The organism is Actinomadura verrucosospora, assembly GCF_039540335.1.
Lineage (GTDB): Bacteria > Actinomycetota > Actinomycetes > Streptosporangiales > Streptosporangiaceae > Spirillospora > Spirillospora verrucosospora.
Window position 1 is genome coordinate 1 of sequence record NZ_BAABEV010000046.1, and the last position, 21,390, is coordinate 21,390.

The window sequence follows — 21,390 nt, forward strand, 5'->3', positions numbered from 1 at the left end:
GGGCCGCCGGCGGGCGCCTCGCGCAGCGCCGCCGCGGCCGCGAGCCGAGCCCCCGGGCGGCCGTGCTCCAGGTGCTCGGCGGCGTGCTGGTGCTGCTCGCGATCTCCTTCGCGCTCTGGTGGTGGAACTCCGCCCCCCGCGACGAGCGGCCGGCGCGGCCGGTCGGTCCGACGATCACGCATTCCCCGGCGCCCGCCCCGACCCCGACGGCCCCGACCCCGAACGCCCCGGGGAAGCAGGCCCCGCCGACCGACATCCCCGAGGTCTAGCGTTCCGGAGCGGCGCCGGCCCTAGGCGGACCGCACGCGCAGCTCGGCGTACGACGGGACGAGGACGCGGCGGGCCGGGCGGCGGGAGGCGACCCGGTACGGGCGGCCGGAGGCCAGCAGCGTCTCCAGCATCCGGGCCACCTGGACGCGCGCGACGGCGGCGCCGAGGCACAGGTGCCGCCCGCCGCCGAACCACAGCTGCCGCGTCTCGGGCACGTACGCGCGGCGGACGTCGAACGGCCCGGCGGCGCCCGTCGCCCGGTAGGTCAGCAGCAGGACCCGGTCGCCCGCGCGGAGCCGCCGCCCGCCGAGCGCGGCGTCCCGGGAGACGTGCCGCCCGATCACTGGCGCGGGGGCCGCGACGCGCAGGCCCTCGCGCACCGCGTTGTCCATGAGGGACGGGTCGTCGAGCAGCGCCCGCTGCCCTCCGGTGTCGTGCAGCAGGGCGGCGGTGCGGACGGTCCCGGACGCCCCGGTCTCCGTCCCGGCGATCACGAGCAGGGTCGCCAGGCCGCGGGCGAGCGGCAGGCCGAGGCCCATCTCGCGGCAGCGGCCGAGGAGGGTGTCCGGCCCCGCCGTCCGGTAGGCGTGCGGGACGCCCGTGGTGATCTCGTCCACGACGGCGCGGGCCCGCGCGACGACCGCCGGGTCCAGGCCGGTGGACGCGGTCGTGCCGAGCGCCAGCCGGGCGAGCCGCTCCCCGGAGGCGAAGAGCGCGCGGTAGGCGGCGTCGGCCCGGTCCGCGGGCAGGCCCAGCAGGTCGGCGACCATGCGTCCGGCCAGGACGCGGGCCGCGTCGGCGACGTCGACGGCGGCCCCGGCGGCGAGGCGGGCGGCGAGCGCGGCGTGGGTCCTTCCCTGGGAACGCTCCACGAGGGTCCGCGCGGCGTCCTCGGTGAACAGGTCCCGGGCGCGGGTGCGGACCTCGGTGTGCGTCGCCCCGCCGAAGAACCGCCCCATCTCGTCCCCGAAGAGCTGCGTCCAGAGGTGGCCGACGCCGCCCTCGCCGTTCATGCCGAAGCGGGCGTGGTCGTTGAGGACCTGCCGCGCGAGGACGGGGTCGGTCACCACCCACCCGAGCCTCGGCACGCGGGTGATGGGGCCGGTGTGGCGCGCCGCCTCCAGGAGGGCGTACAGGCCGGGGTTCGCCGTCCACAGCAGCCGTGCCTCGTACCGCGCCGCCCGGTCGGTCCTCATGCTGGTCACCCGCCGATTCTGGCGGGCGGGGGAACCCGGAGGGAAACGCGGTATCCCTCAAACCGGGCTAAGTGGCAGTACTCACGACGTACCGGGTACAACGCCCGGTCCGGGATGCGTAGGGTTCCTCTGACCGGGAGCGCCCGCGGTCGGCGAGGCTGGCCGGACACCGAGCACGAGGAACCGGGGGACCCGATCCCATGAGAGCCCGCATCACCGCCGCCGCCGCGCACCTGCCGGACCGGACGGTCAGCAGCGCCGAGGTCGAGGCCCGCGTCGCGGCCGAGAGCGCCGGGTACCGGCCGCACCCCACGATCGTGGAGCGGATGACCGGCATCCGCGCCCGGCACGTCATGCGCGACGACGAGCAGGCGTCCGACCTCGCCGTCGCCGCGGCCCGCCGCGCCCTCGCCGACCGCGCGGTCGAGCCGGAGCGCCTGGACCTGCTGGTCTTCGGGTCGGCGTCGCAGGACCTCGTGGAGCCCGCGACCGCGCACATCGTCGCCGCCAAGCTCGGCGCGACCTGCCCCGTCTTCGACGTCAAGAACGCCTGCAACAGCTTCCTCAACGGCCTCCAGATGGCCGACGCGCTGATCCGCACCGGGCAGCACGAGCGCGTCCTGGTCTGCACGGGCGAGAGCCCATCCCGCGCGATCCGCTGGAACGTGCGCGACCGCGCGCAGTTCGTGGACGCGTTCGCCGGCTACACCCTCTCCGACGGCGGCGCCGCGATGCTCGTCGAGGCCGCCCCGGACGGCGGGATCTTCTACCGCGACTTCGCCGCCGTCTCCGCCGCGTGGGAGGTCGGGACGCTCCCGGGCGGCGGCTCGATGCACCCGCGCGACCCCGAGTTCGGCTACTTCAGCGGGGACGGGCGGCGGCTGAAGGACGCCTTCCTGGCGACCGGTCCGGAGATCTTCACCACCGCGCTCACCAAGACCGGGCTGACCTGGGACGACTTCGCGGTCGTCGGCGTCCACCAGGTCACGCTGCCGTACCTGGAGACGCTGCGCGCGATCCTCGGCATCCCGCCCGACCGGCTCGTCGTCACGCTGCCCGACCACGGCAACGTCGCGTCCGCGAGCCTCCCCCTGCAGATCGCCACCGCGCTCGCCGAGGGGCGCTGCGGGCCCGGCGACAGGATCGCGCTGATCGGGCTCGCCGGCGGCGTCAGCCTCGGCGTCGTGTTCGCGGAGCTGTGACGATGAACCAGCCCGGACCCGCGGAGCCGATGAATCTGTGGATCGTCATCCCCGCCTACAACGAGGAGAGCTCGATCGGCGCGACGCTGCGCCGCCTCGCCGCGCAGACCGACACCGGTTTCACGCTCGTCGTGGTCGACAACGGCAGCACGGACGCGACCGCCACCGCCGTCAAGGAGTTCGCCGCCGGCACGGAGGCGTTCGACGTCCGGATCGTCCACGAGCCGGAGAAGGGGACGGGCGCCGCGGCCGACACCGGCGTCCGCCACGCGATCGGCGCGGGCGCCACGCACGTCGCCCGCACCGACGCCGACTGCCTGCCCCACCGCGGCTGGGTCGCGGCGGTGAAGAGGGCGTTCGCCGAGGGCCTGGAGATGGTGTCCGGACCGCTGCTGCCGCGCACCGACGAGTTCCCGCTGAAGTTCTGGGAGCGCCGCCTGCTGCCCGCCGTCATCGACCTCGCCGCCCTGTTCGGGCGGTTCCGTCCCGGCAACCAGGACCCGCTGTACCTCGGGCCGTACGTGATGATGCCGGGCTGCAACCTCGCGATCACCGCCGACCTGTACGCGCGGGCGGGCGGCTTCCCCCGCACCCGCATCGAGGACGTCCACGAGGACCGCGCGCTGGTCAACCGCGTCCGCTACGTGACCGACGCCTACGGGCTGCGCAGGGACGTCGTCGTCTACGGGTCCGTCCGCCGGCTCCGCGCCTTCGGGCTCGTCAGAACGCTCGGCTGGTACGCCGACCACCGCTACCGCCCCGCCGTCGTGGACATCCGGCTGAGCGCGGGGGACGGCCGGTGAACTGGGAGACGCGGCTCTACCTGGCCGCCCATCCGGTCGCCTACCCCCTGCTGCGCGGCGTCGCGCGGCGCGGGCCGGTCGTGCGCGTGCCCGGAGTCGGGGTGGTCGTGAACGACTCCGCCCTGGCCCGCGAGGTCCTCATGGACGGCGAGACGTTCCGCAAGGACGGCCCCGGCTCGCCCGGCGAGCTGTGGACGCCCGTCCTCGGGCCGTCCGTCCTGCTCAACATGGAGGGCGACGCCCATCGCGCCCTCCGCCGCCGCCTGACCGACCTGTTCACCCCCTCCTACACCGAGGCGCTGTGCGCCCGCGTGCTGGCCGAGCCGCTGGCCGCGCTGTCGGACCGCCTGCGCCGCGGCGCGGCCGTCGACCTCGTGGACGCGGCGCGCGTCATGGCCGGAACCGTGATCGGCGAGGTGATCGGGCTCGAAGGCGGCACCGAGGCCGCCTACCGGGACCTGTTCGACGAGGGAGAGAAGATCGTGTCGATGGTGTCGCTGCGCACGCGGCGGCTCTCCCCGTCCCAGGCCCGCCGCGCCCGCGCGGTGCTCGACCCGCTCGGCGACATCGCGGCGAAGTCCTACCTGGCGGGGGACGAGTCCACCGTCATGGGGCGGATGCGGGCCCTCGGCCTGTCGCGGGACGAGGCGCGCGGCGCCGCCGGCGCGTTCTTCCTGACCGGCACCGAGACCGTCGCCACGCTGCTGCCGCGTCTGATCGCCCTGCTCGCCGACCACGGGCAGCTCGACCGCGTCGCCGGCGACCCCGCTCTCTTGGACCGCGCCGTGGAGGAGGCGATGCGGGTCGCGACGCCGACGCCCGTCATGCTGCGCAGCGTGCACCGCCCGGCCGTGGTCGGGGGCGCGGCGGTCCGCCCGGGCGACCGGGTGCTGATCGCCACGCACAACTGCTGCCGCGCCCACGGCCCGTTCGACCTGGACCGGCCGCACCCGCCCGAGCTGCGCCGCCTGTGGTTCGGCGCCGGGCCGCACTTCTGCATCGGGTATCCGCTGGCCATGGCGCAGATCCGGCTGGTCGCCCGGACGCTGCTCGCCGCCGCGCCGCTCACGGTCACGCGCCGCGCCGCCGCCCGGAACGTGCTGATCCCGACATACCGCCACCTGGCCGTCCGGTCCGGGCGCTCCCCGGAAGGGAGGGCGGCATGACGCTCGTCCGGCGGCTTCTCGACCAGGCGGCGCGGACCCCGTCCGCCGTCGCCCTGATCTCCGGGGACGGCGCGGAGCTCACCTACGGCGACCTGCGGCGGCAGGTGCTCGCCGTCCGGCACGGGCTGCTGTCCGGCGGGCTCGCCCCGGGCGACGGCGTGCTGTTCTCGGTGCGCCCCTCGCCGGAGTCGCTCGTCCTCGCGCTGGGCGTGGTCGCGGCCGGGGGAGTCGTGGTGTTCGCCGACCCGGGGGCCGGGCCGGAGATGTTCACCGCGCGGCTGCGGCTGGCCCGTCCCCGCTGGTCGGCGGCCGAGTCGGTGCTGTACGCGGGCAGCAGGCTCCGGCCCGTCAGGGCGTACGCGCGGCGGCGCGGGCTGCTCCTGCCGAACCTCGCCGACCTGCAGATCCCGGGCGAGGGCCCGATGCGGCACCTCCACGTGGGCCGCCGGCTGCCGGGCGTGCCCCGGGGAGCGCTGTCCTTCGCGCGCCTGGCCGGGGGCGAGGCCCCCGAGCCCGACCGCGAGGCCGACCCGGACGCGCCCGCCGCCGTCATCTTCACGTCGGGGACGACGGCGGACCCCCGCGCGGTCGTCCACACGCAGGCGTCGTTGGCGGCGGCGCTCGACCTTTTCCGGTCCCGGCTGCCCCTCGGGCCGGGGGACGTCGTCCACACCGACCAGCTCATGCTCGGCCTGCCGACGCTCATCGCGGGCGCCCGCTGGTCGATGCCGCCGCTCTTCTGCGCCCCGGCCGACTTCGCGCGGCTGATGCGGGAGCGGCGGGCCACGCACACGTTCTGCGTCCCGGTCCACCTGGCCGAGATCCTGGACGCGTGCAGCGAGCTGCCACCGTCCGTCCGGTACGTGCTGCTCGGCGCGGCGCCCGCGCCCCCGGCCGTGCTCCGGCAGGCGGTCGAGGCGGCCCCCGCCGCGGAGGTCCTGTCGGTGTATGCGATGACGGAGATCCTGCCCGTGGCGATCGCGTCGGCGCGGGAGAAGCTCGCGCACGACGGGCCCGGCGACCTGCTCGGCGCGCCGCTGCCCGGGGTCGGGGCCCGGCTCGGCGCCGACGGGGAGCTGCTGCTGTCCGGCCCCAACCTGTGCCGCGGCTACCTCGGCGCGGACCCCGTCGCGGAGCTGCCGACCGGCGACCTCGCGCGGCTGGACGGCGGCCGCCTCGTCCTGACCGGCCGCAAGAAGGACATGCTGATCCGCGGGAAGTTCAACCTCTACCCCGGCCTGTACGAACCGTCGATCGCCGCGCTGCCCGGCGTGGCCGAGGCCGCCATCGTGGGCGTGCCGGACCCGCGGACCGGGGACGAGGAGGTCGTCCTCGCGGTGGTCGGCCCCCGCGACCTGCCCGACCGGCTGCGCCGGACCCTCCCGGACGTCATCGACCACGACGCCCTCCCGGACCGCATCGTCGTCCTGGATGAGCTGCCCCGGTCCGGGCGCACCCGCAAGCTCGACCGGGACCGGCTCCGTGAACTGGTGGCGCCGTGAGGATCGCGGTGACCGGGGCGTCCGGGTTCGTCGGCGGCGCGGTGTGCCGGGCGCTCGCGTCCGCGGGGACCGCCGTGCTCGCGTTCGGCCGCCGCCCGGCGGTGAACGCCGCCCACGTGGGCGGCGCGCCCTACCGGTCCTGGGATCTGACGCGGGGCCCGCTTCCGGACGCGCCCGCAGTGGACGCGGTCGTCCACTGTGCGGGCAGCGTCACCGACTGGGGGCCCGCCGCCGCCCTCTTCGCCGCCAACCTGACCGGCACGCGCAACGCCCTGGCGAGCTTCCCGGGTGCGCGGTTCGTGCACGTCAGCACGGCCAGCGTGTACGACCCGTTCGTGCCGAGTTCCATGGCGCGCGAGCACGAGGCCCCGGTGCGCCGCTACATGAACGCCTACGGCGCCTCCAAGGCCGCCGCCGAACGGGCCGCCGCGGGCGCCGGCGCGATCATCCTGCGCCCCCACGCGGTCTACGGGCCCGGCGACACGACGCTCCTACCGCGCGTCCTGTCGGCCGTGCGGGGCCCGGTCCTGCCCGCCGTCGGGACGGGCCGTCAGCGCGTCAGCCTGACCTCGGTCGGGAACCTCGTCCAGGCCTGCGTGCTGGCCGCGACGGGACCGGCGGCCTCCGGCGTCTTCAACGTCGCGGACGCGGAGCCGGTCGCGATCGACGACGCCTTCCGCGCGATCCTGCGGGAGCGCGGCGTGCGGGCGCGCCCGGTGTACGTCCCGGCCCGCGCCGCGCGACCGCTGGCCGCCGTTGCCGAGGGGGCGTTCCTGCTGGCCCGCCGCTCGGAACCGCCGCGCCTCACCCGCTACGCGATCAGCCATCTCGCCCTGGAGCGCACCTTCGACACCACCGCCGCCCGCGAGGCCCTCGGCTACGACCCGGCCCCGACGTCCTTCGCCGGGGCCGTCGGCTGGTGAGCGTCAACCCCAGGTTGACGATCGAGGATCGTCAACCTATGGTTGACGCATGACCGAATCCCAGCGGCCTCCCGTCCAGGTCCGCCTCGACGACCTGATCAACGGCATCAAGAAGGTCCACACCGACGCCCTCGAACAGCTGACCAGCGCGGTCCTCGCCGCCGAGCACCTCGGCGAGGTCGCCGACCACCTCATCGGCCACTTCGTCGACCAGGCCCGCCGCTCCGGCGCGTCCTGGACGGAGATCGGCAAGAGCATGGGCGTCAGCAAGCAGGCGGCGCAGAAGCGCTTCGTCCCGAAGGGGGAGCAGCCCGACCTCGACCCCTCGCAGGGCTTCTCCCGCTACACCGAGCGCGCCCGCAAGGTCGTCGTGGCCTCGATGAGCGAGGCCCGCGCCGCCGGCAACGCCGAGATCACCCCGGCCCACCTCGTCCTCGCCCTGCTCACCGAGCCCGAGGCGCTCGCCGCCAAGGCGATCCTCGCCCAGGACGTCCTGCTGGACACCCTCCGGCAGGCCGCCACGGCGGCGCTCCCGCCGGAGGCGGAGGGCGAGCTCCCCGAGCTCATCCCCTTCGGCCAGGACGCCAAGAAGGCCCTCGAACTGACGTTCCGCGAGGCTCTGCGCCTCGGCCACAACTACGTCGGCACCGAGCACATCCTGCTCGCCCTGCTGGAGTTCGAGGACGGCACGGGCGCCCTCTCCGACGCGGGCGTCGACAAGGCGGCCGCCGAGGCGAACATCACCGCCGCCCTGGAGGCCATCGCCGCCAAGAGGGACACGCCGTGAAGCGATGAGTTCCGGCTCCGCGCACGGTCCACCCCACCATGGAGAACCTCATCAAGGCCAACGGGGCGGAACTGTGCGCGGAGACGTTCGGTGACCCGTCCGACCCGCCGATCCTGCTGATCGGCAACACGATGCTCACGTGGCCGGACGACCTGTGCGAGCGCCTCGCCGCCTCGCGCAGGTTCGCCGTCCGCTACGACCTGCGCGACACGGGCCGGTCCGAGACCGCCGACCCCGAGGCGCCCCGCTACACCCTGCGCGACCTCGTCGCCGACGCCGCCGGCGTCCTCGACGCCTTCGGCCTGCCGTCCGCGCACGTCGCCGGGTTCGGCGCCGGCGGCTGGATCGCCCAGCTCCTCGCCCTCGACCACCCGTCCCGCGTCGCCACCCTGACCCTCGTCGCCACCCGGCCCACCGCCCCGGGGCCGGCCGACCCCGACCTGCCCGACCACGCCCCGGAGCTGATGGCCCGCTTCATGCAGCGCCCGCAGGTCGACTGGACGGACCGGGAGTCGGTGGTCGCCTTCCAGGTCGAGAACGCCCGCCACACGGCGGGCACGTCCTTCGACGAGGCCGAGGCCCGCGCGAACATCGAGCGGATCTTCGACCGCACGGTGACCGGGGCCGACCCCGGCAAGGCGCACCGGGCGAACCAGATGGGGACCGTCTTCGCGGCCCTGGACACCGGCGACCGCTGGCGCGAGCGCCTTCCCGAGATCAGCGCCCCGACCCTCGTCGTCCACGGGGAGGACGACCCCTTCTTCCCGCTGGGCAACGGCCGGGCGCTGGCCGCCGAGATCCCGTCCGCCGAGCTCCTCGTCCTGCCGGGCACGGGCAACGAGCTTCCGCGCCGCACCTGGGACGCGGTCGTCCCGGCGCTCCTGCGCCACACCTCCGCCTGACGGGCGCCGGGGCCGGCGCGGCTCAGACGAGGAGGGCGAGGAAGAAGTCGACGCGGTCCTCCATCCGGGACAGGTCCCGGCCGGTGAGGTCCTGGATGCGCTGGACGCGGTAGCGGACCGAGTTCACATGGAGGTGGAGCTCCTCGGCGCAGCGCGTCCAGGACCCGGAGTTGCGCAGGAACGTCTCCAGCGTCCGGACGAGGTCGGCGCCGTGGACCTCGTCGTAGGAGTGCAGCGGGTCCAGCAGGCGCACCTGGAACATCCGGCGGACGTCGTCCGGCACGCTGGCGAGCAGCAGCACGTGGGTCGCGAGCTCCTCGTGCCGGACCACGCAGACGGGGGAGGGGCGGGTCGCGGCGAGGCGGCGGGCGTGCCGCGCCTCCTCGATCGCGCCGCGCAGCCCGGAGGGCCCGGCGGGGCCGCTCACCCCGAGGGCCACGCGGGTGCCCGCCAGGCCGGGGGCGAGGAAGCCGAGGGCGTCCTGGACGGCTGCCGCGACGTCCTCCCCGGCGGACGGGACGAGCGCGACGGCCTCCCCGTCCAGCAGCCCGACCACCGGCCGCGCCCCCGGCACGACCTCGGCGAGGACGGTGCGCAGCTCGCCCGGACGCAGCGGTCCCTGCGCGGACGCGGCGACGGCCACGACCGGTGAGGCGAGCCTCTCCGGCTCGGGCGGGTCGTCCCCGGTGAAGGCGGCGGTGACGATGTCCTGGGACGCGCGGTCGTCGGCGCGCATCCGGGCCCGTTCGAGGCCGACGATGGCCGCGAGTTCTCCGGCCATCGCGTGGCGTTCGGGCGGCCAGGCGGCGACGTCGCCCTCCAGCGCCACGAACCAGTCGGCGACCCGGGGCGTGTCGGCGGGCGACACGGCGAAGACCGACATGTCCTGATCTGGGACGTGGTGCGGCAGCCGCGGCGCGCCGAGGAACGCGGCGGCCAGGGCGGCGGGGTCGGCCGGCTGCGGGCCCGCGACGACGCGCCCGGCCGGGGAGAGGACGTGGCAGTGGCCGACCAGGTCGAGCACGGCGTCGAGCCCGGTCCCCTCGACCAGGCGGCGGTGCCGGTCCAGCAGGGCGGCGAGGTCGGCGGCCCGGGCGCCGGACAGGTGCCGGACGACCTCCTCGGTGACGGTCGCGAACGCCACGTCCTCCGGGACCTTGAACAGCGGCATCCGGTGCCGGCGGCACGCCGCCACGAGGTCGTCCGGGACGGCGCCGAGCGTGAGGTCCCACGCGGCCAGGCCGGACACGCCCGCCCCGGCGAGCGCCGCGACGAACGCCTCCGAGTCGGCCGGGCCCGTCCGCCAGACGAGACCCGTGAGCACGAGCTCGCGCCCGCGCAGGTAACGGCCGGGGTCGATCAGGTCGGTGGTGACGACCCAGCGGATCGGCCGGTCCAGCTCGTCCTCCCCGGTGACGACCTCCAGCCGCAGGCCGGGCATGGCGAGCAGGGAACGCAGCTTCATAGGTAGGAAGCTACAAAAGACCACCCGCGACCGGCGCCCCGGTTCGGACGTCCTGCCTCTCGACCTGGCCCCGGACGGGCTTGTGTACTGCAAGCGTGGTGGAACCGAGCACCGAGGAACTGGCGGCCTGCTGCGCCTCCCGCCGGTGGATCGCCGCGGTCGGCGGGCGGGCCTACCCCGACCTCGCCGCGCTGCGCGCCGCGTCGCGGCGGGCGCTGGACGGCCTGGACTGGGCGGACGTCGAGGAGGCGCTCGCGGCGCATCCGCGCATCGGGGACCGGGTGGGCGGCGCCACGCTGGAGGCCCGCTGGTCGCGGGGAGAGCAGGCCGCGGCGAGAGCCGCGGAGGCCGATGTTCAGAACGCCCTCGTCGCGGGGAACCGGGCTTACGAGGAGCGTTTCGGCCACGTGTTCCTGATCCGCGCGTCCGGGCGCTCCGCGCTGGAGATGCTCGCCGCGCTGCGGGAACGGCTCGGCAACGACCCCGCCGCCGAGCGCGACGCCGTCCGCCGGGAACTGGCGGAGATCGTCGACCTGCGGCTGGCCCGGCTGGGGAAGGAGGACGCGTGAGCCTTTCGACGCACGTTCTGGACGCGGCGAAGGGGGTGCCCGCCGCGGGCGTGGCCGTCCGGCTGGACCGCCGCGACGCGGGCGGCGGCTGGACGACGCTCGCCGAGGCCCGCACCGACGCCGACGGCCGCGTCCGGGAGTGGGGCGCCGAGCCCGGCGAGGGGGTGCACCGGCTGACGTTCGCCACCGAGGGGCTGTCGGACTTCTACCCCGAGGTCACGGTCGCGTTCACCATCGCCGACCCGGGCCGGCACTACCACGTCCCGCTCCTGATCAGCCCGTTCGCGTACTCGACGTACCGGGGGAGCTAGTGGCGATCGTTCTCGGGCCCAACCGCTACGGCAAGGCGGAGACGCGCGTCGTGCGCGTGACGCGGGACGGCGGCGTCCACCGGCTCAAGGACCTGAACGTCGGCGTGGCCCTCTCCGGCGCCATGGACGAGGTCCACCTGACCGGCGACAACGCGGCCGTGCTGCCGACCGACACCCAGAAGAACACAGTGTTCGCGTTCGCCAAGAGGTACGGCATCGGCGCGATCGAGGACTTCGGCCTCCTGCTCGCGCGGCACTTCACGGCCTCCCAGCCGGCGGTCGCCCATGCCCGCGTGGAGATCCGCGAGTACGGCTGGCGGCGCGTCACGGGCGGCCACTCGTTCGTCCGGGACGGCGGCGAGGTGCGCACGGCGCTGGTGCACTGCGGCGCGGAGGGGGAGTCGGTCGTCTCGGGCCTCACCGACCTGGTCGTCCTCAACTCCACCGGCAGCGAGTTCCACGGCTTCGCCCGGGACGAGTTCACGACGCTCGAACCGACCGACGACCGGATCCTCGCCACGGCGGTGACGGCCCGGTGGCGCCACCGGGGCACGGCCGGGGCCTGGGACGAGTCCTACGCCGCCGCCCGCGACGGCCTGCTGCACGCCTTCGCCGAGACGCACAGCCTGTCGCTCCAGCAGACGCTCTACCAGATGGGGCGCCGGGTCCTGACCGAACGGCCGGAGGTCTGCGAGGTCAGGCTGTCGCTGCCCAACCGGCACCACTTCCTGGTCGATCTCGAACCGTTCGGCATGGACAACGACAACGAGGTCTATTTCGCGGCGGACCGCCCGTACGGGCTCATCGAGGGGACGGTGCTCACCGACGACGCGCCCGCCGCCCCGGCGGCCTTCGACTGAGGCCGCCATGGAGGAATACTGAGACATGGACTTTCTACGACCGCTGACCTGGGAGGACGCGCTCGCCGCCAGGGCCGCGCGGCCCGGGGCCCTGCCCGTCCAGGGCGGCACCGACGTCATGGTCGAGATCAACTTCGACGTCCGGCGGCCCGAGGCACTGCTCGACCTGACCCGGATCCGCGCCCTCGCCGAATGGGACACGGTCGACGGCCGGCTCCGCGTCGGCGCCGGCGTCCCCTACGCGCGGCTGATCGGCGAGCTGGGCGGGCGGCTGCCCGGCCTCGCCCAGGCGGCCCGCACGGTCGGGTCGCCGCAGATCCGCAACCGTGGCACGATCGGCGGCAACCTCGGCGCCGCGTCGCCCGCCGGGGACGGCCATCCGCCGCTGCTGGCCGGGGACGCGGTGGTGGAGGCCGAGTCGGCCGAGCGCGGTGTCCGGATGATCCCGATCGCGGAGTTCTTCACCGGGGTGAAGCGCAACGCCCTCGCGCCGGACGAGCTGATCCGCGCGTTCTGGACGGCGCCCGCGTCCGGCCCGCAGTACTTCTCCAAGATCGGCACCCGGAACGCGATGGTGATCGCGGTCTGCTCGTTCGCGGTCGCGCTGCACCCGGGCGAGCGCCGCGTCGGCACCGGCCTCGGTTCGGCCGCCCCGACCCCGCGCCGCGCGACCGAGGCCGAGGCGTTCATCTCCGGCGAGCTGGACTGGGACGGGCGCCGCCCGCTCGCCGAGGCCGCCGCGCGGCGCTTCGGCGAGCTGGTGCGGGACGCGGCGTCGCCGATCGACGACGTCCGCGGGACGGGCGGGTACCGCAGGCACGCCCTGGCGGTGCTGGCGCGCCGCACGCTCACCTGGGCCTGGGACGACCACCGCAGGGCGACCGTGGGAAAGGCGGCCTCGTGATGCGCGTGAACCTGACCGTCAACGGGGCCGAGGAGGCCGTGGACGAAGTGTGGGAAGGCGAGAGCCTCCTCTACATGCTCCGCGAGCGGATGGGCCTGCCCGGCTCCAAGAACGCCTGCGAGCAGGGCGAGTGCGGCTCCTGCACCGTCTACCTCGACGGCGTGCCGGTGTGCGCCTGCCTGGTCGCGGCGGGCCAGGCCGAGGGCCGCGAGGTCGTCACCGTGGAGGGACTGGCCGAGGGGCCGCCGGGCGAGGAGCGGCTCGACCCCGTCCAGGAGGCGTTCGTCGAGGCGGGCGCCGTCCAGTGCGGGTTCTGCACGCCCGGCCTGATCGTCCAGACGCACGACCTGATCGAGCGGAACCCGGCGCCGTCCGACGCGGAGATCCGCGAGGCCCTCGCCGGGAACCTGTGCCGCTGCACCGGCTACGAGAAGATCCTCGACGCGGTGCGCCTGGCGGCCGAGCGGAAGGCGGTCGCCCGATGAGGCGCCTCGTGATCGAGAACGCCCATGTCGCCACCGTGTCGGGTGACGAGCACCCGGGCGGCCACATCGTGGTCGAGGGCGACCGGATCACGTCCGTCGGGCCCGGTCCGGCCCCGGAGACGGGCACGGACGGGGCCGAACGGATCGACGGCACGGGATGCCTCGCCACTCCCGGCCTGGTCAACTCCCACCACCACCTCTACCAGTGGGCCAGCCAGGGCATGGCCGTCGGCGGCACCCTGTTCGAGTGGCTGACCACCCTCTACCAGCCGTGGTCGAAGATGGACGCCGAGGTCGTCGCGGGCGCCGCCACCGCCGGGCTCGGATGGCTCGCCAAGTCGGGCTGCACGACGTCCACCGACCACCACTACCTGTTCCCCAAGGGGCGCGGCGACCTGTTCGCGGCCGAGATCGAGGCCGCCCGGGAGCTCGGCGTCCGGTTCCATCCGTGCCGGGGGTCGATGGACCGGGGCGAGTCGCAGGGCGGACTGCCCCCGGACGAGGTCGTCGAGGACCTCGACACGATCCTCGCCGAGACCGAGGCCGCGATCGACCGGTACCACGACCCCTCGCCCGGCTCCCTGCTGCGCGTCGCCGTCGCGCCCTGCTCGCCGTTCTCCGTCACGCGGGACCTGCTCGTCGAGTCGGCCCGGCTGGCGCGCGACAAGGGCGTGCGCCTGCACACCCACCTCGCCGAGACGCTCGACGAGGAGGAGCACACGCGCGAGCAGTTCGGCATGACGCCGACCGAGTACATGGACTCGATCGGCTGGCTGGGCCCCGACGTGTGGCTCGCGCACTGCGTCCACCTGCACGACACCGACGTCAAACGGCTCGCCGAGACCCGCACCGGCACCGCGCACTGCCCGAGCTCCAACGCCCGCCTCGGCGCCGGGATCGCCCGCGTGTCGCACCTGCTGGAGGCGGGCGCGGCGGTCGGGCTCGGCGTGGACGGGGCGGCGTCGGCCGAACTCGTCCCGCTGGCCGGGGAGCTGCGGCAGGCGATCTACATGCAGCGCGCCCGGTACGGGCCGACCGCGCTGGACGCCCGGCAGGCCCTGGAGATGGCGACCCTCGGCGGCGCCCGCTGCCTCGGCCGCGAGGACGAGATCGGCGCCCTCGCCCCCGGCAGGCTCGCCGACATCGCGCTCTGGCGCGTCGACGGCTTCCGCGCCGCGGTCGACGACCCGGTCGTCGCTCTGGCGTTCGGCCCGACGCCGCCGCTGGAGCGCCTGCTCGTCGGCGGGCGCACGATCGTGGACGGCGACACGCTCGTCACCGTCCCGCAGGACGAGGCCGGGCGGCGCGGCGCGGACGCCCACCGCCGCCTGATGCGCCTCGCGGAGGAGGTGCTCTGAATGACGTCCCCGACCACGACCCCGGCCCACGCCGCCACCCCGGGGACCGGCGGAGTCGGCGAGAGCCCGCTGCGCCCCGACGGCACCCTCAAGGTCACCGGTGAGTTCGCCTACGCCTCCGACCTGTGGCTGGAGGGCATGCTGTGGGGCGCCACGCTCCGCAGCCCGCACCCCCGGGCGCGGATCCGGTCGCTCGACGTCGGCCCCGCCCTCGCGCTGCCCGGCGTCCGCGCCGTCCTCACCCACGAGGACGTGCCCGGCCGCAAGGTGTTCGGCATCGACCACACCGACGACCAGCCCGTCCTCGCCATCGACCAGGTCCGGCACCAGGGCGAGCCGGTCGCGCTCGTCGCCGCCGACCACCCCGAGACGGCGCGGCGCGCGATGGACCGGATCGCCGTCGACTACGAGGTGCTGGAGCCGGTCACCGACCCGCGCGCGGTGATCGCCGACCCGGAGGGCCTGAAGGTCCAGGACCGCGGCGGCATCACCCGGCACCAGCCGGTCCGGGTCGGCGACGTGGACGCCGCCAGGGCCGCGGCGGAGGTCGTGGTGTCCGGCGAGTACGAGGTCGGCATCCAGGACCAGGCGTTCCTCGGCCCCGAGGCGGGCCTGGCGATCCCGACCGAGGACGGCGGCGTCGACCTGCACGTCTCGACGCAGTGGATCCACAACGACCTCAAGCAGATCGCGCCCTGCCTCGCGCTCCGCGAGGACCAGATCCACATGACGCTCGCCGGCGTCGGCGGCGCGTTCGGCGGCCGCGAGGACCTGTCGATGCAGATCCACGCGGCGATGCTGGCGCTGCGCACCGGCCGGCCCGTGAAGATGTCCTACAACCGGTACGAGTCGTTCTTCGGGCACGTCCACCGGCATCCCGCGCAGATGCGGTACGAGTACGGCGCCACGCGGGACGGACGGCTCCTCTACGCCGACGTCGAGATCGTCCTGGACGGCGGCGCGTACACCTCGTCCACGATGAACGTCGTCGGGAACGCCGCCTCGCTGGGCGTCGGCCCCTACGAGATCCCCAACATCCGCATCGACGGGTACGGCGTCTACACCAACAACCCGCCGTGCGGCGCGATGCGCGGGTTCGGCGCCGTCCAGGCGTGCTTCGCCTACGAGTCGATGATGGACAAGCTCGGCGCCGCCTGCGGCCTCGACCCGGTCGAGATCCGCCGCCGCAACGCCGTCGCGCAGGGCTCCCGGCTCGCGACCGGGCAGGTCATCGAGTCGCCCGCGCCGCTCGCGGACATGCTGACCCGGCTGGAGGCCATGCCGATGCCTCCCGCCCCGGACCGCTCCGACCTGCGCGACCTGCCGGGCGGCGTCTCCCAGACGACCCACGGCGAGGGCGTCGTGCGGGGCGTCGGCTACGGCGTCGGGCTCAAGAACATCTGCTTCTCCGAGGGGTTCGACGACCTGTCCACGGCCCGCGTCCGGCTGGAGGTCATCGGCGGGGAGGCCACCGCCCTCGTGCACACCGCCGCCGCCGAGGTCGGGCAGGGCCTCGTCACGGTCAAGGCGCAGATCGCCCGGACCGAGCTCGGCGTCCAGAAGGTCACGATCGCCCCGGCCGACAACCGGGTCGGCGACGCCGGGTCCTCCAGCGCGTCCCGCCAGTCGTACATGACCGGCGGGGCGGTCAAGGCGGCCTGCGAGGCGGTCCGCGCCGAGCTCCTCGCGCTCGCCGGGCGCCGCTTCGGCCGCACCGACCTGACCGTCGCCGGCGGGAAGATCATTTCGCGGGCCGGGGGCGCGCTCGGCACGATCGAGGACGTCCTCGGCGAGACCGCCGTCGAGTGCACCCGCGAGTACCACCACCGCCCCACCACGCCCCTGGACCCGGTCACCGGTCAGGGCCGCAGCCACACCCAGCTCGCCCTCTGCGTGCACCGCGCCGTCGTCGACGTGGACGTCGACCTCGGCCTCGTCAAGGTCGTCGAGCTGGCCGCCGTCCAGGACGTCGGCAGGATCCTCAACCGGACGGCGCTGGAGGGGCAGATCCACGGCGGCACCGCGCAGGGCCTCGGCCTGGCGCTGATGGAGGAGATCGTCGTGAGCGGCGGCCTGGTCCGCAACCCGTCCTTCACCGACTACCTGATCCCCACCATCCTCGACATGCCGCCGATGCGGCTGGACATCCTGGAGCACCCCGACCCCGAGGCCCCGTACGGGCTGCGCGGCGCCGGGGAGCCGCCCACGCTGTCGTCCACGCCCGCCGTCGTCGCCGCGATCAGGGACGCGACGGGCCGGGCGCTGACGCGCGTCCCCGTCCGCCCGGAGCACATCGTGGCCGGCCCATGACCCCGGACGACCTCGTCATCCGTTCCCGCCGGACCGTCCTGCCGGAAGGAGAGCGACCCGCGGCCGTCTCGGTCCGCGCCGGGCGCATCACCGCGATCTCGCCCTACGCCGCACCCGCCTCGGTGGACCTGGGCGACGTCGCGCTGCTCCCCGGGCTCGTCGACACCCACGTCCACGTCAACGAGCCGGGCCGCACCGAATGGGAGGGCTTCGCCACCGCGACCCGCGCCGCGGCGGCGGGCGGCGTCACCACGCTCATCGACATGCCGCTCAACTCGCTGCCCCCGACCGTCGACCCGCCCGCGCTCGCGGCCAAACGCGCCGCCGCCGAAGGCGCCTGCGCCGTGGACGTCGGCTTCTGGGGCGGCGCGGTCCCCGGCAACACGCCCTCGCTCCGCCCGCTCCACGACCTCGGCGTCTTCGGATTCAAGTGCTTCACCTCCGACTCGGCGGTCCCGGAGTTCCCGCCCCTCGCGCCCGCCGAGATGAGAGCGGCCTTCCGCGAGATCGCCGCCTTCGGCGGCCTGGTCATCGTGCACGCCGAGGACCCGGCCTCGCTGTCCCCGCCGACCGGCGGCGACTACCGCGCCTTCCTCGCCTCCCGCCCGCCCTCCGCCGAACGCCGGGCCGTCGAACAGGTCGTCCGGCTGGCGGAGGAGACCGGGGTGCGCGCCCACATCCTGCACCTGTCGGCGGCCGACTGCCTGGACGTCCTCGCCAAGGCCCAGGCCGACGGCCTGCCGGTGACCGCCGAGACCTGCCCCCACTACCTGACCCTCTGCGACGGCGACGCCGGGACCGCCGCGTTCAAGTGCTGCCCGCCCATCCGCGACGCCGCCAACCGCGACCGGCTCTGGCAGGGACTCGCCTCCGGAGTGATCTCCTGCGTCGTCACCGACCATTCGCCCTGCACGCCCGACCTGAAACGCGGCGACTTCGCCACCGCGTGGGGCGGCGTCTCGTCCCTGCAACTCGGGCTCCCCGCCGTCTGGACGGCGGCCCGCGCCCGCGGCCACGACCTGGCCGCGGTCGCCCGCTGGATGTCCGAGGCCCCCGCCGCCCTCGCCGCCGTCCCCCGCAAGGGCGCCATCGCCGTCGGAAACGACGCCGACCTCGTCGCCTTCGCCCCGGACGAGACCTTCACCGTCGACCCCGCGTCCCTCCACCACCGCCACCCGGTCACCCCCTACGAGGGCAGAACGCTGACGGGGGTCGTCCAGGCCACCTGGCTGCGCGGCGCACCCGTCGGCGACGTCCCCGCCGGCCGCCTGCTCACCCGCGAGGAGGGACGATGACCGACGTCACCGCCCTGCCGGACCTGGCCGTCCGCACCCTCGGCGGGTCGGTCGTCGCCGCCAGCGACGAGTCCTTCGCCGAGAAGGAGAATCTGCTCAACCCGTGGAGACCGGCCTTCCGCCCGGAGACCTTCGGCCCGAAGGGCCAGCTCTACGACGGCTGGGAGACCGCCCGCCGCCGCACCCCCGGCCACGACTGGGCCCTGATCCGCCTGGGCCTCCCGGGCCGGATCCACGGCATCGTCATCGACACGGCCTGGTTCAAGGGCAACTACCCCCCACACGCCTCAGTGGAGGCCTGCTTCGCCGACGGCTACCCCACGCCCGCCGAACTCGACGCCGCCGACTGGCTGGAGATCGTCCCGAAGACCCCCCTCCAGGGCGACACCACCCACACCCTCCCGACGGCCGAGCCGGAACGCGTCTTCACACACGTCCGCCTCAACGTGTTCCCGGACGGCGGAATCGCGCGCCTCCGCGTCCACGGCAGGGTCGTCCCGAACCCCGCCTACCTGACGGGCCTGACGGTGGACCTGGCCGCCCTGGAGAACGGCGCCCACGTCCTCGACTGCTCCGACCGCTTCTACTCGTCCCCCGACAACATGCTGTTCCCCGGCTTGGCCCGCACCCAGGCCGAAGGCTGGGAAACCGCCCGCCGCCGCGACGGAGGCAATGACTGGGCCGAGATAGCCCTGGCCGCCCCCGGCACCATCGAACTCGCCGAAATCGACACCACGAACCTCAAATTCAACGCCCCCGCCGAAGCCCAGCTGACGGCCACCACCACAAAAGGCGACCACGCCGTCATCCTCCAGCGCACCCGCCTGCAACCCGACACCCGCCACCACTACCGCCTGAAGACCCCGGAGGTAGCGAAGGTCCGCCTGGACATCTACCCCGACGGCGGCATAGCCCGCCTACGCCTCTGGGGCCCCCTAACCCCCAAAGCCGAACAAGCCCTAATAACCCAATGGAACACTCACACCCGTAAATAACGGACTGTGATGCACGCCACACGAGAAGTCATGGGATAGTCACGGTATCTAACAGTGACAGTCAAGTAACTTGCCGTGCATGGTCACCGCAAAACACGAAGGGCCAATAAAGATCATCCGGGACAACCCGGAAGTCGTGGCCCAATTACTCAAAACCGCCTTCGGAATCGACGTGTCCGACGCGGCCACCATCAGGTCGACGAGCGAGAGCTGTACACAGCCGGCCCCTGCCGCCTACGTCGCCGACAACGTCGTCGAAATATGCGAAGCCGGGTCCACCGAGCCCACCATCGGCGTCATAGCCGAAACCCAGCTCGCCAAGGACCCCGACAAGCACGGCAGCTGGCCGGTCTATCTGACCTCGCTGCACGCCAAGCTCCTGTGCCCGTGCTATCTCCTGGTCATCTGCCCCAGCCGATCGGTGGCGGAATGGGCGCGCGAGGCGATCCAGATCGGTCACCCGGGCTTCAACCTCGTCCCGTACGTGGTCGGCCCTGGCATGGAGCCCCTCGTTACCACCCCCGACCAGGCCGCACAGAGGCCAGAGATGACCGTTTTGGCCGCCCTGGCCAACACCATCCCGACCGACAAGGAGTCCCTGGAGATCACGCACGCCGCCCTCGCCACCATCTCGAACGAGGACGAGGAAAACGGTCGTCTGTACACTGACCTGGTAATGGGCGTGCTCTCGAAAGGCGCCCGAAAGATCTTGGAGGGGTACGTGAAAGCCGGAGCCGCCGGATACAAGTTCAAGAGCGAGCCGTTCCGGCGCTCGCACGCCGAAGGCCAGGCCGAAGGCGAGGCGAAGTCGGTGCTGAAGGTCCTCGAAGCGCGGGGGCTTTCGGTGTCGGACGACGTGCGGGAGCGGGTCCTGGCCTGCACTGACCCGGAGCAGTTGGATCAGTGGCTGGTTCGTGCCGTCACGGCGGAGCGCGCTGACCAGTTGTTCGGCTGAGCCGCTCGGTCGAGGGTGAGGACGCCCCCGGTGGGTGCCGGGGGCGTTGGGCCGGTCACGGGGCCTCGGTGGGGTCTTCCAGGAGGTCGTCGAACTCGCCGTCCTTGACGCCGGCGATGAAGGCGTCCCACTCGGCCTCGGTGAAGTAGAGGATCGGGCCCTCGGGGTTCTTGGCGTCGCGCATGACGACGGCCCGCTCACCGAAGTCCTTGTGCTGGACGGGGACGTCCTTGCCATCGATGAACTCGATGATGACCCCGTCGCTGAGGATCGGTTCCTGTCCGGTCACTGGCACCCCTTTTTCGTCCTGGCTCCTGTCGGACCCAAGGCTAATGGGGAACGCATGGGCGGCACATGGGAAAACGGTGACTCTCCGTTCGCTCCCGTGTCGCTCAGTCGATGAGGAGGCGCGAGGCGGTGATCTCCAGGCGGGCCTGGATCTCCTCGGCGGTGGCGTTGCCGCGCAGCATCTCGATCATCTCCATGGTCCAGATGCCGGACAGGGCGCGGGCGACGAGGCGGCGGGGGTCCTCGGCGGGGATGTTCTCCGGCGGGCCGGACGCGGCGCGCAGGAGCAGCTCGCTCATGCGGTCGCCGAAGTCGGTCTTGACGTCGGAGAGGAGGAGGGAGCGGATCAGCGCCTCCGCCAGTTCCGGCTCGCGCATCAGGCCGCGGGTGGCGCGCATCAGCACCTCGACGGCGCGGTCCGGGGCGCCTCCGGCGCGGGGCGGGCGGCGCTCGATGCTGCCTTCGAGGAGGTCGAGCTCCTCGCTGACGACGGCGACGACCAGGTCCATCTTGGACGGGAAGTAGCGGTAGAGGGTGCCGAGGGCGACGCCCGCGCGCTCGGACACGGTGCGCATCTGCATCGCCTCGATCCCGCCGCGCGATGCGAGCGCCGCGGCCGCCTGGACGATACGCTTGCGCCGCTGGTGCTGGCTGCGGGAGCGCACGCCCTGGCCGCCCGGCTGACCCCGGGTCTCCTCCCCGGTCACTGTCGGCTCTGCGGTCACGGTCGCCTTCCCTTCTGTGCGGGCCCGGTCGCCCGACGCGTCCCTCCCAGGGTACCGCTCTTGCGAGAACCTGTTATCTGATCAGCTCACCGCGATCTCGTCTCCGGCCGCCCTTACCC

General features: G+C 74.2%; 21 protein-coding genes and 1 pseudogene. 18 read left to right on the forward strand and 4 right to left on the reverse strand.

Features of this window, described 5'->3' with window-relative positions:
* Positions 1–269: pseudogene (locus ABD944_RS34360) on the forward strand (hypothetical protein); the annotation flags it as partial.
* Between the two features lie 21 nt (positions 270–290).
* Here ABD944_RS34360 and ABD944_RS34365 read toward each other — a convergent pair.
* Complete coding sequence (locus ABD944_RS34365) at positions 291–1,466, reverse strand: cytochrome P450 (RefSeq protein WP_345184099.1); 1,176 nt, start codon at positions 1,464–1,466, stop codon at positions 291–293.
* Positions 1,467–1,666: 200 nt separating this feature from the next.
* Between ABD944_RS34365 and ABD944_RS34370 the strand changes: the two genes are divergently transcribed.
* Genes ABD944_RS34370 through ABD944_RS34400 form a run of 7 tightly spaced genes read left to right on the forward strand, consistent with a single transcriptional unit; the run spans position 1,667 to position 8,751 of the window.
* Positions 1,667–2,668, forward strand: coding sequence for a 3-oxoacyl-ACP synthase III family protein (locus ABD944_RS34370; RefSeq protein ID WP_345183970.1), 1,002 nt, complete (start codon positions 1,667–1,669; stop codon positions 2,666–2,668).
* A 2-nt stretch (positions 2,669–2,670) separates the two neighbouring features.
* Entirely contained in the window at positions 2,671–3,471 is an 801-nt protein-coding gene (locus ABD944_RS34375; RefSeq protein WP_345183972.1) for a glycosyltransferase family 2 protein, read from the forward strand.
* The gene (locus tag ABD944_RS34380) at positions 3,468–4,637 is read left to right on the forward strand and encodes a cytochrome P450 (RefSeq protein ID WP_345183975.1); all 1,170 of its coding nucleotides are present in this window, start codon (positions 3,468–3,470) and stop codon (positions 4,635–4,637) included. Before ABD944_RS34375 ends, ABD944_RS34380 begins: the two co-directional genes overlap by 4 nt.
* Entirely contained in the window at positions 4,634–6,139 is a 1,506-nt protein-coding gene (locus ABD944_RS34385; protein WP_345183977.1) for a class I adenylate-forming enzyme family protein, read from the forward strand. Before ABD944_RS34380 ends, ABD944_RS34385 begins: the two co-directional genes overlap by 4 nt.
* Positions 6,136–7,062 (forward strand): NAD-dependent epimerase/dehydratase family protein, encoded by a 927-nt coding sequence (locus ABD944_RS34390; RefSeq protein WP_345183979.1) that lies wholly within the window; start codon positions 6,136–6,138, stop codon positions 7,060–7,062. Before ABD944_RS34385 ends, ABD944_RS34390 begins: the two co-directional genes overlap by 4 nt.
* A gap of 49 nt (positions 7,063–7,111) precedes the next feature.
* Positions 7,112–7,849, forward strand: a complete 738-nt coding sequence (locus tag ABD944_RS34395) for a Clp protease N-terminal domain-containing protein (RefSeq protein ID WP_345183981.1) — start codon at positions 7,112–7,114, stop codon at positions 7,847–7,849.
* 38 nt (positions 7,850–7,887) lie between these two features.
* The gene (locus ABD944_RS34400; RefSeq protein ID WP_345183983.1) at positions 7,888–8,751 is read left to right on the forward strand and encodes an alpha/beta fold hydrolase; all 864 of its coding nucleotides are present in this window, start codon (positions 7,888–7,890) and stop codon (positions 8,749–8,751) included.
* 22 nt (positions 8,752–8,773) lie between these two features.
* Here the strand turns inward: ABD944_RS34400 and ABD944_RS34405 are convergent, their stop codons facing one another.
* Positions 8,774–10,216, reverse strand: a complete 1,443-nt coding sequence (locus tag ABD944_RS34405; RefSeq protein ID WP_345183985.1) for a PucR family transcriptional regulator — start codon at positions 10,214–10,216, stop codon at positions 8,774–8,776.
* A 95-nt stretch (positions 10,217–10,311) separates the two neighbouring features.
* Between ABD944_RS34405 and uraD the strand changes: the two genes are divergently transcribed.
* The 10 genes from uraD (at position 10,312) to ABD944_RS34455 (ending at position 20,258) form a co-directional block, all read left to right on the forward strand.
* Positions 10,312–10,785, forward strand: coding sequence for a 2-oxo-4-hydroxy-4-carboxy-5-ureidoimidazoline decarboxylase (gene uraD, locus ABD944_RS34410; RefSeq protein ID WP_345183987.1), 474 nt, complete (start codon positions 10,312–10,314; stop codon positions 10,783–10,785).
* A complete protein-coding gene (gene uraH, locus ABD944_RS34415) occupies positions 10,782–11,096 on the forward strand; it encodes a hydroxyisourate hydrolase (protein ID WP_345183989.1) in 315 nt (104 codons plus the stop codon). The genes uraD and uraH overlap by 4 nt, the downstream gene beginning before the upstream one ends.
* Positions 11,096–11,956, forward strand: coding sequence for a factor-independent urate hydroxylase (pucL, locus tag ABD944_RS34420; RefSeq protein WP_345183991.1), 861 nt, complete (start codon positions 11,096–11,098; stop codon positions 11,954–11,956). Before uraH ends, pucL begins: the two co-directional genes overlap by 1 nt.
* Before the next feature lie 25 nt (positions 11,957–11,981).
* A complete protein-coding gene (locus tag ABD944_RS34425; protein ID WP_345183994.1) occupies positions 11,982–12,860 on the forward strand; it encodes an FAD binding domain-containing protein in 879 nt (292 codons plus the stop codon).
* Complete coding sequence (locus ABD944_RS34430) at positions 12,860–13,345, forward strand: (2Fe-2S)-binding protein (protein ID WP_345184102.1); 486 nt, start codon at positions 12,860–12,862, stop codon at positions 13,343–13,345. Before ABD944_RS34425 ends, ABD944_RS34430 begins: the two co-directional genes overlap by 1 nt.
* On the forward strand, positions 13,342–14,703 hold the full coding sequence (locus tag ABD944_RS34435) for an 8-oxoguanine deaminase (protein ID WP_345183996.1): 1,362 nt from the start codon (positions 13,342–13,344) through the stop codon (positions 14,701–14,703). The genes ABD944_RS34430 and ABD944_RS34435 overlap by 4 nt, the downstream gene beginning before the upstream one ends.
* The gene (pucD, locus tag ABD944_RS34440; RefSeq protein WP_345183998.1) at positions 14,704–17,013 is read left to right on the forward strand and encodes a xanthine dehydrogenase subunit D; all 2,310 of its coding nucleotides are present in this window, start codon (positions 14,704–14,706) and stop codon (positions 17,011–17,013) included. It abuts the gene before it with no gap.
* Complete coding sequence (gene allB / locus ABD944_RS34445) at positions 17,010–18,308, forward strand: allantoinase AllB (protein ID WP_345184000.1); 1,299 nt, start codon at positions 17,010–17,012, stop codon at positions 18,306–18,308. The genes pucD and allB overlap by 4 nt, the downstream gene beginning before the upstream one ends.
* The gene (gene alc / locus ABD944_RS34450; protein ID WP_345184002.1) at positions 18,305–19,303 is read left to right on the forward strand and encodes an allantoicase; all 999 of its coding nucleotides are present in this window, start codon (positions 18,305–18,307) and stop codon (positions 19,301–19,303) included. The genes allB and alc overlap by 4 nt, the downstream gene beginning before the upstream one ends.
* 79 nt (positions 19,304–19,382) lie before the next feature.
* Positions 19,383–20,258 (forward strand): hypothetical protein, encoded by an 876-nt coding sequence (locus tag ABD944_RS34455; protein ID WP_345184005.1) that lies wholly within the window; start codon positions 19,383–19,385, stop codon positions 20,256–20,258.
* Between the two features lie 55 nt (positions 20,259–20,313).
* Here ABD944_RS34455 and ABD944_RS34460 read toward each other — a convergent pair whose 3' ends face one another.
* Together ABD944_RS34460 and ABD944_RS34465 are read right to left on the reverse strand one after the other, a co-directional pair.
* Positions 20,314–20,547, reverse strand: coding sequence for a DUF397 domain-containing protein (locus tag ABD944_RS34460; RefSeq protein WP_089314270.1), 234 nt, complete (start codon positions 20,545–20,547; stop codon positions 20,314–20,316).
* A gap of 103 nt (positions 20,548–20,650) precedes the next feature.
* Complete coding sequence (locus ABD944_RS34465) at positions 20,651–21,271, reverse strand: TetR family transcriptional regulator (RefSeq protein ID WP_345184008.1); 621 nt, start codon at positions 21,269–21,271, stop codon at positions 20,651–20,653.
* Between the last annotated feature and the right edge of the window lie 119 nt (positions 21,272–21,390).

Excerpts from the sequence above, each read along its gene's own strand:
- ABD944_RS34365 (WP_345184099.1), bottom strand. The coding sequence starts at position 1,466 with ATGAGGACCGACCGGGCGGCGCGGTACGAGGCACGGCTGCTGTGGACG.
- ABD944_RS34370 (WP_345183970.1), top strand. The coding sequence starts at position 1,667 with ATGAGAGCCCGCATCACCGCCGCCGCCGCGCACCTGCCGGACCGGACG.
- ABD944_RS34375 (WP_345183972.1), top strand. The coding sequence starts at position 2,671 with ATGAACCAGCCCGGACCCGCGGAGCCGATGAATCTGTGGATCGTCATC.
- ABD944_RS34385 (WP_345183977.1), top strand. The coding sequence starts at position 4,634 with ATGACGCTCGTCCGGCGGCTTCTCGACCAGGCGGCGCGGACCCCGTCC.
- ABD944_RS34395 (WP_345183981.1), top strand. The coding sequence starts at position 7,112 with ATGACCGAATCCCAGCGGCCTCCCGTCCAGGTCCGCCTCGACGACCTG.
- ABD944_RS34400 (WP_345183983.1), top strand. The coding sequence starts at position 7,888 with ATGGAGAACCTCATCAAGGCCAACGGGGCGGAACTGTGCGCGGAGACG.
- ABD944_RS34405 (WP_345183985.1), bottom strand. The coding sequence starts at position 10,216 with ATGAAGCTGCGTTCCCTGCTCGCCATGCCCGGCCTGCGGCTGGAGGTC.
- ABD944_RS34425 (WP_345183994.1), top strand. The coding sequence starts at position 11,982 with ATGGACTTTCTACGACCGCTGACCTGGGAGGACGCGCTCGCCGCCAGG.
- ABD944_RS34430 (WP_345184102.1), top strand. The coding sequence starts at position 12,860 with ATGCGCGTGAACCTGACCGTCAACGGGGCCGAGGAGGCCGTGGACGAA.
- ABD944_RS34435 (WP_345183996.1), top strand. The coding sequence starts at position 13,342 with ATGAGGCGCCTCGTGATCGAGAACGCCCATGTCGCCACCGTGTCGGGT.
- pucD (WP_345183998.1), top strand. The coding sequence starts at position 14,704 with ATGACGTCCCCGACCACGACCCCGGCCCACGCCGCCACCCCGGGGACC.
- allB (WP_345184000.1), top strand. The coding sequence starts at position 17,010 with ATGACCCCGGACGACCTCGTCATCCGTTCCCGCCGGACCGTCCTGCCG.
- alc (WP_345184002.1), top strand. The coding sequence starts at position 18,305 with ATGACCGACGTCACCGCCCTGCCGGACCTGGCCGTCCGCACCCTCGGC.
- ABD944_RS34455 (WP_345184005.1), top strand. The coding sequence starts at position 19,383 with ATGGTCACCGCAAAACACGAAGGGCCAATAAAGATCATCCGGGACAAC.